Origin of the sequence: Aeromonas sp. 603757, assembly GCF_049171255.1 — a bacterium.
Lineage (GTDB): Bacteria > Pseudomonadota > Gammaproteobacteria > Enterobacterales > Aeromonadaceae > Aeromonas > Aeromonas veronii_A.
This window is the reverse complement of sequence record NZ_JAAKOE010000002.1, coordinates 151,315-164,951: the sequence shown is the minus strand read 5'-3', so window position 1 is coordinate 164,951 and position 13,637 is coordinate 151,315. Positions and strand designations below refer to the sequence as shown.

At 60.3% G+C, this 13,637-nt stretch carries 13 protein-coding genes; 12 read left to right on the top strand and 1 reads right to left on the bottom strand.

The features are described 5' to 3' along the window. Positions 1-13 precede the first annotated feature (13 nt). The 11 genes from G5332_RS02570 to G5332_RS02520 all read left to right on the top strand — a co-directional run bounded on the left by G5332_RS02570 (position 14) and on the right by G5332_RS02520 (position 11,637). Positions 14-1,198, top strand: a complete 1,185-nt coding sequence (locus G5332_RS02570) for an iron-containing alcohol dehydrogenase (protein ID WP_139708930.1) — start codon at positions 14-16, stop codon at positions 1,196-1,198. 203 nt (positions 1,199-1,401) lie between these two features. Continuing rightward, positions 1,402-1,662, top strand: a complete 261-nt coding sequence (locus G5332_RS02565; protein WP_005337747.1) for a GNAT family N-acetyltransferase — start codon at positions 1,402-1,404, stop codon at positions 1,660-1,662. After that, positions 1,649-2,239, top strand: coding sequence for a nucleotidyltransferase family protein (locus tag G5332_RS02560; RefSeq protein ID WP_421311093.1), 591 nt, complete (start codon positions 1,649-1,651; stop codon positions 2,237-2,239). The genes G5332_RS02565 and G5332_RS02560 overlap by 14 nt, the downstream gene beginning before the upstream one ends. 71 nt (positions 2,240-2,310) lie before the next feature. Further along, positions 2,311-4,134: a SulP family inorganic anion transporter gene (locus G5332_RS02555; protein WP_421171814.1), complete on the top strand. Its 1,824-nt coding sequence runs from the start codon at positions 2,311-2,313 to the stop codon at positions 4,132-4,134. A gap of 121 nt (positions 4,135-4,255) precedes the next feature. Beyond that, a complete protein-coding gene (locus tag G5332_RS02550; protein ID WP_216978410.1) occupies positions 4,256-5,617 on the top strand; it encodes an MATE family efflux transporter in 1,362 nt (453 codons plus the stop codon). Further along, positions 5,614-6,204: a hypothetical protein gene (locus G5332_RS02545; RefSeq protein ID WP_227342341.1), complete on the top strand. Its 591-nt coding sequence runs from the start codon at positions 5,614-5,616 to the stop codon at positions 6,202-6,204. The genes G5332_RS02550 and G5332_RS02545 overlap by 4 nt, the downstream gene beginning before the upstream one ends. A 285-nt stretch (positions 6,205-6,489) precedes the next feature. Further along, positions 6,490-6,705 (top strand): YdcH family protein, encoded by a 216-nt coding sequence (locus G5332_RS02540; RefSeq protein WP_005337763.1) that lies wholly within the window; start codon positions 6,490-6,492, stop codon positions 6,703-6,705. A 162-nt stretch (positions 6,706-6,867) separates the two neighbouring features. Next, positions 6,868-8,061 carry a sugar ABC transporter substrate-binding protein gene (locus tag G5332_RS02535; protein WP_421311092.1) on the top strand — a complete coding sequence of 398 codons (1,194 nt, stop codon included), beginning with the start codon at positions 6,868-6,870 and terminating at the stop codon, positions 8,059-8,061. Further along, on the top strand, positions 8,058-10,196 hold the full coding sequence (locus G5332_RS02530) for a diguanylate cyclase domain-containing protein (RefSeq protein WP_421311091.1): 2,139 nt from the start codon (positions 8,058-8,060) through the stop codon (positions 10,194-10,196). The genes G5332_RS02535 and G5332_RS02530 overlap by 4 nt, the downstream gene beginning before the upstream one ends. A gap of 139 nt (positions 10,197-10,335) precedes the next feature. Next, complete coding sequence (locus G5332_RS02525; RefSeq protein WP_421171812.1) at positions 10,336-10,995, top strand: YceH family protein; 660 nt, start codon at positions 10,336-10,338, stop codon at positions 10,993-10,995. 84 nt (positions 10,996-11,079) lie between these two features. Further along, positions 11,080-11,637, top strand: coding sequence for a HutD family protein (locus G5332_RS02520; RefSeq protein WP_227342338.1), 558 nt, complete (start codon positions 11,080-11,082; stop codon positions 11,635-11,637). Between the two features lie 114 nt (positions 11,638-11,751). Here the strand turns inward: G5332_RS02520 and azu are convergent, their stop codons facing one another. After that, entirely contained in the window at positions 11,752-12,192 is a 441-nt protein-coding gene (gene azu / locus G5332_RS02515) for an azurin (RefSeq protein ID WP_227343020.1), read from the bottom strand. Between the two features lie 335 nt (positions 12,193-12,527). Here azu and G5332_RS02510 point away from each other — a divergent pair, with 335 nt between their 5' ends. Beyond that, positions 12,528-13,607: an FAD:protein FMN transferase gene (locus G5332_RS02510; protein ID WP_421171810.1), complete on the top strand. Its 1,080-nt coding sequence runs from the start codon at positions 12,528-12,530 to the stop codon at positions 13,605-13,607. The last annotated feature ends 30 nt before the right edge of the window (positions 13,608-13,637 follow it).

Sequence of the window (13,637 nt, the reverse complement as noted above, 5' to 3'; positions counted from 1 at the left end):
AAGGAGCCTTGAAATGAGCCGCTATTACGATTTCTTCTGCCCGGTCAAACTGCTGGCCGGTGAACAGGCGCTGGAGCAGCTGGCCAGCGAGCTGGCCAGCCTCGGGGCCCGTCGCCCGCTGCTGCTGACCGACAAGGGGGTCAATGCCACCGGCCTTGCCACCCTGCTGGCCAATGTGCTGGCCGAGGGGGAGCTGCCGGTTGCCGCCATCTGGGACGAGATCCCGGCCGACTCTTCCACCGCCGTGGTGGAGCGGATCGCCAAACGCTATCGCGAGCTCGACTGCGACAGTCTGGTGGCGCTGGGGGGCGGCTCGGTCATCGACACCGCCAAGGCGGTCAACATTCTCACTTCCATGGGGGGGGATCATCTGCTCGACTACTCGGGCGCCGGTTGCCTGACCCGTCCCCTCAAGCCGCTGGCAGTGGTGCCCACCACGGCGGGCACAGGATCAGAAGTGACGCTGGTGGCGGTGATCAAGGATGAGGCGAGCGGGCGCAAGGTGCCCTTCACCTCCCCCTTCCTGCTGCCCCAGCTGGCGGTGCTCGACCCGCGCCTGACCCAGGGGCTGCCCCTCAATATCACCGCCGCTACCGCCATGGACGCCATGACCCACGCCATCGAAGCCTTTATCGGCACAGCGAAAAATCCAGTGAGCGATGCGCTGGCACTGATGGCAGTGGAGAAGATCGCCAGCGCCCTGCCGCAAATCATCCACGACCCGCAAAACAAACAGCTGCGGCTGCAACTGGCGGAAGGCTCCACGCTGGCTGGCATGGCTTTTTCCAACTCCATGGTGGGGCTGGTGCACGCCCTCGGCCACAGTCTGGGAGCCCGCTGCCATCTGCCCCACGGGCTGTGCATGAACCTCTTTTTGCCGACCGTGCTCGACTACAACCGCCCCGAGGTGGATAGCGAGTTGGCCCGGCTGCTGTTGCCGCTGGTGGGGGCAGAGCGCTTTGCCGCCACCCCGGCCCATCAGCGGGCGGAGGCGACCATCACAGCCATTCGCACCCTGCGCGACACCTTGTGGCAAGCGGTCAAGCTGCCGCGCACCATGAGCGAGGCTGGGGTAAGCGATCGCTCGCTACTGACCGAGATCCGCGATCTGGCAGTCAACGACGGTGCCCTGCTGTTCAATCGCAAGGACGCCGACCGTGAGCAGTTGCTCACTCTGCTGGAGCGGGCCTGGGTCTGATCCCTCCCCTTTGCCAACACTCTTGTGCTGACACTAACGCGGTGCCCGACTCACCATCGGGCACCTTGATCTGCATCGCGATATTGATGCGCCCTCTGTCAAAGGGGGATGATATTGACCACGGGCTCTCATTATCTGTTCTATACCTTGGCTAACAGTTATGTTGTGCCGAGAGACCCAACTTTATGCCAGAGGTGCCCACCATGAGCGACATCATCCATCAGGCCAACCAGCAGCAGTTCATCTGTATGGTGGAGGGGAAAGAGTCGAGACTGCGCTACCGACGGCTCGATGCCAAGACCATCGATGCCTACAGCACCTTCGTACCGCCCGAGCTGCGGGTGCAGGGGATTGCCGATCAGCTGGCACGCGCCTTCTTCAACTGGACTCAGGCGGAGGGGCTCACTATAGTGCCGAGCTGCCGCTACATTGATGTCTGGTTACGCCGCAATGCCAACAACTGAACCTCTGAACTCCCCCCTCGAACAGCAATTCCAAGCCAAAACAGAAGCCCTGCTGCGGGCCGATCCGCAGCGGATGGCCTGCCTGCAAGCCGCGGCCGAGCTCAATCTGCCCGACTGGGCGCTGGGGGCCGGTTTTATCCGCAACCTCATCTGGGATCACCTTCACCACAAGGCGGTGCCCACCCCGCTCAACGATATCGACCTTATCTATCTCGATAAAACCGATCCGCAAGGGCTGGCCGAAGCGGAGCACGAAGCTTGGCTCGCCAAACGCCTGCCCAGCCAGCAGTGGGAGGTGCGCAATCAGGCCCGCATGCACACTCGCCAGCTGGTGGCGCCATTTGCCAGCAGCCTTGAGGCGCTGAGCCACTGGGTCGAAGTGCCCACCTGCATTGGCGTGCGCCTGACCCAAGATGGCGAGTTCGAGTGGCTTGCCCCCTATGGCTTTGCCATCAACTGGTCGTTGCAAGTGAGTGCCAACCCCAGATGCCGCCAGGACAAACAGATCTTCACCCAGCGCATCAAGGAGAAGCAGTGGCAGACCCTCTGGCCTGACCTTCAGGTAAACTGGCCATAACCTGATTGCAATCTTTCGATAACCTTGGGCACACTAGGGTAAAAGCTGGTTGTAACTCAATGGGTTAAATAATGCGCGACTTCTTCTCTCTCGAACGCTGGCTGCCGGGTCTCGCCGCCCTGCTGCAATACCAGCGCGCCTGGTTGATGCCTGACCTTCGCGCTGGACTCTCGGTCGCTGCGGTGGCCCTGCCCGTGGCCATTGCCTATGCCGAGCTCGCGGGGGTCGGCGCCATCGTCGGCCTCTACTCCTGCATTCTGCCCATGCTGGTCTATGCCCTGTTTGGCACCTCCCGCCAGCTGATCGTCGGCCCTGATGCCGCCACCTGTGCGGTCATCGCCGCCGTGGTAACGCCGCTGGCCGCAGGCGACCCCACCCGTCACTGGCAACTGGTGATGACCATGACCGCCATGACCGGCTTCTGGTGCCTGATTGCCAGCCGCTTCAAGCTGGGGGTGCTGGCGGACTTTCTCTCCCGCCCGATCCTGATGGGGCTGCTCAATGGTGTGGCCATCACCATCATAGTGGGCCAGCTCTCCAAAATCTTCGGCTTCACTTTCAGCGAACGTTACCTCATCGAGCGGATCGCCAGCGGCGCCACCTATATTACCCAGACCCATCTGCCGACCCTGGCCATGAGTCTGGTAGCCCTGCTCACCCTGCTGCTGGCCAAGCGCTACAAACCGGCATGGCCCTCCTCCATGGTGGCCATGGTGGTGACCGCTGCGCTGGTGTGGGGCTTTAATCTCGGCCAGTTTGATATCGCCACCCTGGGGACGGTGGGCTCCGGCCTGCCCGCGTTCCAGATGCCGGAATTTCCCCCCGGTCTGATGCGAGAGCTGGTGCTGCCCGCCCTTAACCTGGCCATGGTGAGCTTCGTCTCCATGATGCTGACCGCTCGCAGCTTTGCCGCCAAAAACGGTTACGAAATCGACGCAGACAAAGAGTTTCGGGCCCTCGGTATGGCGAACCTCGCCTCCGCGGTCTCACAGGGTTTTGCCATCAGCGGGGCGGATTCACGCACCGCGGTCAACGACGCCAACGGCGGCAAGAGCCAGCTGGTCTCTATCATCGCCGCGGCGGTGATCGCCCTCATCACCTTCTATCTGACGGCACCGCTCAAATATATTCCCACCGCCGCCCTCGGGGTGGTGCTGGTGATGGCCTCACTCTCGCTCACCGATTTTCGCGGTCTCTGGGCACTGCGCCACTCCGATCGATCCGCCTTCTGGCTGGCGCTGGTCACCTTTATCAGCGTGCTTACCATGGGGGTAATCCCCGGGATCACCCTCGCCGTGTTGCTGGGCTTATTCCAGTTCCTGCGTAATGTGATGCGCCCCACCGACCAGCTGCTTGGCATGGATGACGAGGGGGTAGTACGTACCCTGGGGGACAACGAACAGGCCAAGGCGATCCCGGGTATTCTGGTCTATCGCTTCAACTCACCGCTCACCTACTTCAATGCACCCTATTTCAAGCGGCGGGTGCTGGCCCTGCTGGTGCAGGATCCCCGAGCCCCCAAGTGTCTGGTGATCGATGCTGTCGCCTGCTTCACCCATCAGGACATCAGCGTGATGAGCATGGTGGGAGAGCTGCACAAAGAGCTGAAACGGCGCGGCATCCATATGGTGATGGCGGGTCGCCACGGCCAGATGACCCACTGGCTAAAGCAGGCAGGCGTGCGGGTGGGCGATGAGGGGATCATCCTCTGCCCCGATATGTATCAGGCGCTACGCCTGACTCGCTGCTACCGCGAGCCGGTGTTCAAGGATGATGCGGTGGTGGAGAGCACCACTGATGCCATCCGCTCCAACTGGCCGCAGGATGATGCCCTGCCCGACTCGGCTCGCCTCACCCTGCCAAGCGAACAGGAGGCGGGCGCCACGCCTGCCTGATCCCTTGGCCTGCTCCCCTGGCCGGTGCAATCCTGCACAAGGATTGCACCGGCCTTGGCCTTGGTGTTAAATGCGCCCCCAGAGGGCACTCCCCCGTGCACTCCCAGCTGTTGGACATGCCATGCAATCTCAATCCCATGCAGGCCCGGGCACGCTATTTGCGCTGACCTGGCCGCTCTTTATCGATCTCGCCCTGCACTTTCTGACCGGTGCCCTCAACACCTTCATGGTGGGTCACGTCTCCTATCAGGGAGTGGCCGCGCTGGCGGTCGGCAATCAGGTGTTCGATCTCGCCATCACATTGTTCAGCTTCGTCAGCATCGGTACCAGTGTGGTGATCACCCAGTATCTGGGGGCGGGCGATCGAGAGAAGAGTCGGGTGGTGATCCACACCGCCATCGGCTTCAACCTGCTGATCGGTCTGGTAGCCGCCATCGGCGTGATGGCAGGAGCAAGCACCATGCTGGCGCTGATGAACCTGCCTGCCAATCTGATGAGCGACGGGACGCTTTACTTGCAGATCATCGGTCTCTGCCTGTTACCGGAAGCAGCAGCCCTCTGTCTGGCAGCCACCCTGCGCGCTCACGGCCACACCCGTCAGGCGATGTATGTGACCCTCATCGTCAACCTCATCACCTTCGTCGGCAACCTGCTGCTGCTCTACGGCTGGTTCGGCCTGCCCCAGCTGGGGGTCGCCGGTGTCGCCATCAGCACGGTCGCGGGCCGACTGGTCGGCGTGGTGCTGCTGGTGTGGCTGGTAGCCCGCAAGACCGGCATTCGACTGGTGGTGCGCGATATCGTCCACCCCAGCCGGGAGATGCTCGGCAAGGTACTCCATATCGGCCTGCCGGCGGCAGGAGAGAACCTCTCCTGGATGCTGCAGTTTATGGTGGTGACAGCCTTTGTCGGACTGCTGGGGGACAAGGCGCTGGCGACCCAATCCTACTTCTTCCAGATCTGCCTGTTTATCCTGCTGTTTGGCCTCTCTATCGGCCTTGGCAACGAAATCATCATCGGTCATCTGGCAGGTGCCAGGCAGTTCGATCGCGCCTATCAACAGCTGCTCAAGAGCCTCAAGCTGGGGCTGGCAGTCACCTGCGTCATCGCCGTGGTGGCTGCCCTCAATGGCCGTACCATCATCAGCCTCTTTACCGATGATGCCGACATCATCACCCAGGTGGCGCAACTGTTTCTTATCAGCCTTATCCTCGAGCCCGGCCGCACCTTCAATCTGGTGGTGATCAACGCCCTGCGGGCCACCGGGGATGCCCGTTTCCCCCTCTACATGGCGTTGCTCTCCATGTGGGGAATTGCCGTGCCACTCTCCTATTTCCTCGGTATCATGCAGGGTTATGGACTGGTCGGTATCTGGCTGGCGCTGGCCTGCGACGAGTGGGTGCGCGGTCTGGCCATGTTCTGGCGCTGGCGCAGTCGTCGCTGGCAAAACAAAATTCTTGTTGAAACAAAAGCGGAATCACAATGAAGAAGATAGGACTCTTGCTGGCTGCCATCCTGCTCAGCCCCCTGGCCATGGCGCAAACTGCCCCTGCCGCTCCCAAGGCTCAAGCCACCCAGACCTGGTATGTGGCCCCCATCGCCATCGATGAAACCAGCGACGCCCAGAAGGCGCTGACCAAGGACTTCATGGCCCAGATGATCAAGACCATCAAGATCAACGAGTACCAGACCGGCAAGGCGGTGGGCAACACCAAAAAGCCCAAGTGGCTGATCCGCACCAAGCTGATCCCCGCCAGCAACGAGCCGCTGGTCGGCAAGAAGCACCCGCAGGGTCTCACCTACGGCAAGGGCAATCCGACCCAGGAGATCGTCGGCGAGCTGCTGATGAACGGCACCCTGGTGGCCCACATCGGCCAGGGCTGGCGCGAGCCTATCGTCCCGGGCACGCCGGTGGCCGACAAGCTATCCATCGCCAACTATCGCTACGCCATAGGGGATCAGGCCAAGTCGGCGGATCTGGAGGAGCTGGCCGCCCAGATTGGCTTTGAGGCGGGCAAGGTGATCCACCGCGACGGCAAGCCGCGGCCCGAGAAGAAAAAGAAAAAAGAGTAAACGCCATACCGGTTACATGAAGGGGCTCTATGCCCCTTTTTTGCTGCCGTTTACCGGCTAACGGCCATCATCCCGCCGTCACAACTGTGATCTGGATTACAGTTTTTCCCTCTCCCTCTGACTAATGAATGTCTGATCTGCTTTTGATTCAACAAGTTAAAAAACATACTCTTTATGCAGCAAACCATTGTTGCCGAATTGGATCCGGATCACATTTATCTGGGGGGGTAAGGGGTAGTTTGGTCTCTAAGGCACAATCAAACGAAACCAAGGAGGCTCCATTACATGTTCCCAGAGTACAGAGAACTTATCTCGAAACTGAAGAGCAGTGATGTCCATTTCCAGAAGAAGTTTGACTTGCACAACGACCTGGATGCGGAGATTAGAAAGCTGGAAAAACATCACGCCAGCGACTATAGCGCCGAGGTGAGGGATCTGAAAAAACAGAAACTCAAACTGAAAGAGGAGATATACGACATCCTCAAGCAACATCCACAATAGATGCCTCGAAGATAATCCGGATAAGCAATTTATCCCTCAGCCCGGCCCAAGCGCCGGGCTTTTTGTCTCTTAACTCAATTAGTTGATCCACCACACTACCGGCAGTAGCGGTTGTTTGTTACATTTTTCATTTCTGATCCAAGGTACAGATGTGATGGTAACATGACCATAGATCGCGTTTTTTATCATCTTTTGCTGCTTTGCATCTTCTCTGGCATTCAGCCACTGCGGGCCCAGGAGCCAGTGCTGGAGTTGTGGCACTCCCAGCAGGCCGGGTATGTGATCGACGACGTGGTCACCCGCTTCAATCAGGAAGGCAATCACAAGGTTCACGTCACCCAGATCGAGCCGGGCAAGATCAAGGCAGATATCCTGCTGGCGGCTCAGGCCAGGGGGCTGCCCGACCTGATGCTGATCCCCTCCGATTTTATCGGCCTCTATCGCCAGATGACCCTCGCTCCCCTCCCGGCCGAGTGGTTTTCCCCCTCATTGATGGCCAGTGCCTTGCGTTATGTCACCCTGGATAGGCAACGCTGGGGCATGCCCATGATGCAGGGCAACCATCTGATGCTGTTTTACAACAAGGCGCTGATCTCGACTCCGGTGACCCAATGGCAGCAACTGACTGCTATCACCCCGGCCCTCAAGGCCAAGGGGGTCTACCCCGTCAGCTGGCCCTATCACGACATGTACTACTTCGCAGCCTTTTTACACACCTTTGGCGGCTCGCCGGTGACCGAAGGGCGCATCACCCTCGACAGCCCGGCCATGGTGCAGGCACTGGAGGCCTACCGCACCGTCGCCAGCGAACAGTGGGTCGATCCCGAGTGCGACTATGACACCGCCCTCGCCCGCTTCAATGAGGGCAAAAGCGCCTACCTCATCAATGGGGACTGGGCCTTCAATGATCTGGTGAAGAATATGGGGGATAAGCTGGGTGTCGCCCTGCTGCCCCGCTGGCAAAGCCATTCCATGCACTCCATGAGCGGCGCCTACGTGATGGGAGCCTCCCGCTGGGCGATGGATGATGAGGATCGGCAACCCGTTATCAAGGCACTGATGGCCTTTATCCAGCGTCAGGATATTCAGCAGTTCATCTATCATCAGGGGGCGTTGCTGCCGGTCAATCAGCAGGCTTTTACCGCCATCAGCCGCCGTCCCACGCCTCAGGAAAAAGTGCTGCTGGAACAGTTTACCCTCAGTACTCCCATGCCTTCCGACAGTGCCATGTCCATTGCCTGGCAGGCGATGGACAAGGGGTTCGAGCGTTTCAAGGAGGGAAGCAGTGCTGCTGATGCGGCCCGTTACATGCAGCAACTGGCTGATCAGCAATACCGGCAGGTCAAGTCAAAATGAGCCACCGTACCTTTCGTCTCGGCCCCACGCTCATCGTCATCCTGTTCACCGTTGCCCTGCTGCCTGCGCTGCTGGTGAGCGGCATATTGCTGGCTCGTCAGCACCAGATCATTGCCCAGAGCGAACAATCCCAGCTGGAACGGGCCCTCACCAGCATGACCCGTGAGGCACGCTTTCGCAGCGAGCTGATCGGCACCCAACTTCAGCAACTCAGCAACGACCGGGTGCTCAATCAGGCACTCGAGAATTTTCTCTTCTCCAGTCATGCCCGGCTGGCGCTGGCCACCTTTGTCAAATCCAACAGCCTGCTCACCTCGGCCTACCTCATCGATGACAAGGGGTTGGTGGTGGAGTACATCAATGGCCAGGCCTCCCACCTCGAGTCGAGCAACCTGATGCCACAGCTGATGGCCTGGAGCAAGACGCGGGAAGCCAAACAGGGTAAACATCTGCTGATGCCTGTGGATGATCCCCTGCTGATCGGCGATATGGAGCAGGACCGCAGCGGCGGACTGGCGCTGGTGGCCCCCATCTATCGCAATCACCAGCGTGCTGGCGTGATGCAGACCCCTTCCGGCTTCGTGATGGCTATCCTCCCCTGGCGACAGATGGCCCAGCTGCTGGAACCCTATCTCAAGGGGAGCGAGTATCTGGTCATTTCACAAGGAGATACCCCTCTCTACGAGGGCTCACATGACAACACCAGAGACATGGATGACCGGGTCCCCAGCCAGATGGCGCAGCTCTTGACTATCGGCTGGCCACAACTTGCAGAGATGATTACCCCCACCATCACCCTCTACAGCTACAGCGATGACAGGGTTAGCGAGCTGAACAAATCCCAGCAGCTGCTCACCATCAGCATCGCCGTCATGTTGCTGCTGGTGGCCATCGGCTGTGTCTGGCTTACCCGCTGGCTCACCCGACCGCTGCGCTCGCTGGCCGCGCTGGTGCGCAGCTATGGCAAGGGCAACTACCAGCAACGGCAGGCACCGCTGCGCTTTGTGGAGTACGACGAGGTACGCCAACTGCTGCAGGAGATGGCCTACACCATCTCGGCCCAGGTGCGGGCACTCTATCAACAGAACGAACAACTGCAGCAGGCCAACAGCGAGAAAGAGGCCTTCAACCAGCGGCTGCTCGGCTTCAATGACGAGCTGGAGCAAGAGGTGGCATCCCAAACGACCGCCCTGCGTTCGGCCCTGAGCCGGGAGGAGCGCAGCCGCCATGTGCTGCAATCCTGGCTGCAGTTCGGTCTGCACCAGCAGCTGGATGTGGATATCGCCGAGCTGGCTAGCTCCGCCCTGTTGCAGCTCTCCCAGCTCTATCCCGGTCACCGCTGGGGGCTGGTGATCCGCCGCGATGGCCAGCCCCACTACTCCCTGACCCAGGGGGTCGATGCTCCCTTGCGGGATGCCCTGCAGGAGAAGCTGACCCAACTGATGGATGAGGAGGTCAAACACTCCGAATGCCAGTGGGATAACGCACTCTGGAAGATCATGACCCTGCCCGGCAGCCAGAGTGGCGTGCTGTTTGGCTATCTGATGGTGAGCGCCGAAGGGCTGGAGTCGGAGGACAGGGCTATCTTGCGGCTGTTTGCCAAGCAACTGGCAGTGGGCATCGAGGGGCGACTCTTTACCGATGAACTGGCACGGGTCGCCCGCACCGACAACCTCACCGGCCTGCCCAACCGCCAGGCGTTCGAAGAGATGTTCCATCACTATCAGGCTGTGCTGGCGCGCCATCCGGAGCGTCACCTCGCCCTCTTCATGCTCGACCTCAACGGCCTCAAGCGCACCAACGACCAGTATGGGCACGAGGCGGGCGACGCCCTGCTGATCCAGATGGCACGACTACTGCGCACGCTGTGCCGACAGAATGAGAGCATATTCAGAATGGGAGGAGACGAATTCGTGCTGCTGGCAGAGGCGGATCACCTCGCCTGCCAGCAGCTGGCAGGCAGGTTGGAAGCAAGCCAGCAGCACGCCATCGTGCAACATGGGGAGCATAGCTTCCCGCTGCGTTTTGCCATCGGCTGGAGCAGCAGCGACCAGACCCCGCTGGCGGAGCTGAGCCGGGTGGCGGATGACGCCATGTATGCCGACAAGGCGCGCTTCTATCAGGGGCAGCGCTAAAAGCGGAGACCTCTGGCGTTGGCGAGCCTTTCGCCAACCCTCTGATTAGCTCGCAAAAATGGCGCGCAAAACTGGACGCGGTGCGGGGCATGACTAAGATAGGGGGCTCTTGATATCGCGATTTGCTAGGGAGTAGGAAATGGAGTTAGTACTTGGCCCACTGGAGGCCCGTGTCATCGGGTGTCTGATTGAAAAAGAGATCTGCACCCCGGATCAATATCCCCTCTCCCTCAATGCGCTGGTCAACGCCTGCAACCAGAAGAGCAACCGCGAGCCGGTACTGGATCTGGCCGAGCTCGATATCCGCGCCGTGGTGGACGAGCTGATCCGCCGACGCCTGGTAGTCAACACTGCCGGTTTCAATGCCCGGGTCCCCCGCTACCAGCACAGATTCTGCAACACCGAGTTTGGTGAACTGAAATTCGATGCCCAGGAGCTCGGCATCATCTGCGAGCTGCTGCTGCGCGGCCCGCAAACACCGGGGGAGCTGCGCTCGCGCACCAACCGCCTCTGCAGTTTCGATGATGTCACCGAGGTGGATGCGGTGCTGACCCAACTCATCGAGCGTGGCCCCTACGTGGTCAAGCTGCCGCGCGAGCCGGGCAAGCGCGAATCCCGCTACGCCCACCTGTTCAGCGGTGAGGTGGATATTCAGGCGATGATGGATGCCGCCCCTGCGGCTGCCTATGCCTCCCCTACCGCCGACCGCCTGAGCGAGCTGGAGCAGGAGGTGAGCGAGCTCAAGAGTCGTCTCGCCGCCATGGAAGCGCGGCTGGCCGCACTGGATGGTCAGGGCTGATCGCCTTTACCATCGCCAATCTCTATCAGGGAGCCGGGGTTGATGTCCCCGGCTCCCTGCGTTTTTTATCGTGAGGAAGTGCCCGTGATCACCCTGATTAAAGAGTCTGACCACCAGAAGATGCCCTGGAAAAACCAGCAGGGCACAACCAGCCAGATCCTCATCTCCCCCAAGGGGAGCAGCCTTGCCAAACTCGACTTTGACTATCGACTGAGCTCGGCACCCATCAAGAGCGCGGGCCCCTTCTCCCCCTTTCCCGGCTATCAGCGCATTTTGCTGCCGGTAAGCGGGGCTGGCTTTGTGCTCAACGGCCACCCCTACGCCACCTTCGAGGCGGCGCACTTTAGCGGCGACGAGGAGACCCACTGCGAGTTGCTGAAAAAAGAGGTGACCGATCTGGGGCTTATCTACCATCCGGCTCGCATCAGCGCCAACGTGCGGGTGCTGAACCTCCCCTTCCCGCTGACCCTGACCCTCGAGCCTGGGAAGACCTACCTCTGTCACCTGCTGAGCGGCCAGCTGACCGTGCAGGGCAAAGAGGTGGCCATCAACGAGACGCTGGTGGTGACCGGTGAAGAGAGCATTCACTTCGAATGCCAGAAGAAGACCACCATCGCCTTCTTTACCCTGCAGGCCAAATAACGCGAAAGTCGGCTGTGCGCAGTCATGCCACGCCACAACAAGCGACAGATATGAAAAAGCCGGGAAATCCCGGCTTTTTCTATTGAGGCAACCGGCTCGATGCCGCTCAGCACCTTAGTTGACCTTGAAGGAGCCCTTCATCATGGCGAAGTGGCCGGGGAAGGAGCAGAAGAAGGTGAGATCCTTGCCCGCCAGACCGTCGGTCTTGAAGGTGACGCTGCTGCTCTCGCCACCGCCGATCAGCTTGGTATGCGCCAGCACGCGGGGATCATCCTTGGGCAGATAGCCGTTCTCGGCCCCGGCGCTCATCCCCGCCGTCGCCACAGTCTGATAGTCTGCGGTGCTGGACAGCACCCAGTTATGGCCCATGGCGGTCACAGGCAGCTTGCCGGTATGGTTCAGAGTGACCGTCACCTCTTTGCAGGTGGCCGGAACGCTCATCTCTTTGAGGTTGTACTGCATGGCATCATTGCCTTCGATGACCAGTGCACACTCATCCGCCAGAACCGGGGCAGCCAGAGTACTCAGAAACAGCAGGGTAATCGCCTTTTTCATCATCTTCTCCTTTGATTGGCAATGGATGGCAACGACTTGGCGGATGCGGTGAACGCTTCGCAAAGATGCCGTCTAAATCGACCTTCATTTTACTCAATTGTTTTCAATCGGCGATGGGTTTTGGCCAAAGCTGCGGGCTAGGTCACCAGACGGTGCTCTACTCGCCACTATCTCCCTCACGGATGGACGATACGACCCGCTCCAGCCACAGGTTCAAAAATGTTTAATTTTTTCTGCCCTTTTCCCTCCGATTGCCTCCATCAGGGCTCGCCCGGCGGGCGCCCCTTGGCTAAGCTAGCGCCCCGATATGAACCTTCTCCAGATGAGAGCGCCGGATGATTGCGATAACCCCCGTGGCGGCCCTGCGCGGCCTGCTGCTGACCCTGCTGCTGACCCTGCTGCTGACCCTGCTGCTGGCGCTGGCCGGCTGCCAGCCCACCCCGCCTGCCCAGACCCGTATTCAGGGCAAGACCATGGGTACCTACTATGTGGTGACCCTGAGCGATAGCTACCCCGGTGGGGAGCCCGCCCTCAAAAGCGACGTAGAGAGCCTGCTGGCCCGGATGAACAAGGAGATCTCCACCTACGATCCGGGCTCGCTCATCTCCCGTTTCAATCAGGGGCCCGCCAATACCCCGTTTGCCATCCCGCCCGCCATGGCCATCATAGTCCAGCAGGGGATTGATGCCGGTAAGCTGACCAACGGCAAGCTGGATGTGACCGTGGGGCCTCTGGTCAATCTGTGGGGCTTTGGCCCGGACAAACGGCCGGTCAAGCGGCCCGATGAGGCAGCCATCGCCGCCGCCCGCCACAAGGTGGGCATCGACAAGCTGACCCTGACCCCGCAAGGGGATCACTTCCTGCTCGAAAAAACGATCCCGGATCTCTATCTCGACCTCTCCACTCTCGGCGAAGGGGCGGCATCGGATGAAATCGCCACCCTGCTCGAGGGCAAGGGGGTACACAACTACCTGATCGAAGTGGCCGGTGCGGTGCGCAGCAAGGGCAACAACAGCAAGGGCTCGCCATGGAAAGTGGCCATCGTCGAACCCTCCGATCAGCCGGGGGCGTTTTCCGATATCGTCATCCCCAACGGTATGGCGCTCAGCACCGCAGGCAGCTATCGCAACTACTACGAGCTGGATGGCCAGCGTTACTCCCATATCATCGATCCTGCCACCGGCCAGCCGGTCACCCACAAGCTGGTCTCCGCCAGCGTGATCACCCCGACCGCGCTTGAGGCTGACGCCCTCGATACCGCGCTGATGGTGATGGGGCCCGAAGCGGGTATGGCATTTGCCAAACAGCACAAGCTGGCGGTCTATCTCATCATCAAGACCGAACAGGGGTTCAAGGCCAAGTACACGCCCCAATTCGCCCACTATCTGGCGAAGCAACCGACAGAAAAGCACTGATAAACAGAAGGCCCCGATAACGGGGCCTTC

Coding starts and splice junctions, on each gene's coding strand:
- G5332_RS02570 (WP_139708930.1), top strand. CDS start 14: ATGAGCCGCTATTACGATTTCTTCTGCCCGGTCAAACTGCTGGCCGGT.
- G5332_RS02565 (WP_005337747.1), top strand. CDS start 1,402: ATGAGCGACATCATCCATCAGGCCAACCAGCAGCAGTTCATCTGTATG.
- G5332_RS02560 (WP_421311093.1), top strand. CDS start 1,649: ATGCCAACAACTGAACCTCTGAACTCCCCCCTCGAACAGCAATTCCAA.
- G5332_RS02555 (WP_421171814.1), top strand. CDS start 2,311: ATGCGCGACTTCTTCTCTCTCGAACGCTGGCTGCCGGGTCTCGCCGCC.
- G5332_RS02550 (WP_216978410.1), top strand. CDS start 4,256: ATGCAATCTCAATCCCATGCAGGCCCGGGCACGCTATTTGCGCTGACC.
- G5332_RS02545 (WP_227342341.1), top strand. CDS start 5,614: ATGAAGAAGATAGGACTCTTGCTGGCTGCCATCCTGCTCAGCCCCCTG.
- G5332_RS02540 (WP_005337763.1), top strand. CDS start 6,490: ATGTTCCCAGAGTACAGAGAACTTATCTCGAAACTGAAGAGCAGTGAT.
- G5332_RS02535 (WP_421311092.1), top strand. CDS start 6,868: ATGACCATAGATCGCGTTTTTTATCATCTTTTGCTGCTTTGCATCTTC.
- G5332_RS02530 (WP_421311091.1), top strand. CDS start 8,058: ATGAGCCACCGTACCTTTCGTCTCGGCCCCACGCTCATCGTCATCCTG.
- G5332_RS02525 (WP_421171812.1), top strand. CDS start 10,336: ATGGAGTTAGTACTTGGCCCACTGGAGGCCCGTGTCATCGGGTGTCTG.
- azu (WP_227343020.1), bottom strand. CDS start 12,192: ATGAAAAAGGCGATTACCCTGCTGTTTCTGAGTACTCTGGCTGCCCCG.
- G5332_RS02510 (WP_421171810.1), top strand. CDS start 12,528: ATGATTGCGATAACCCCCGTGGCGGCCCTGCGCGGCCTGCTGCTGACC.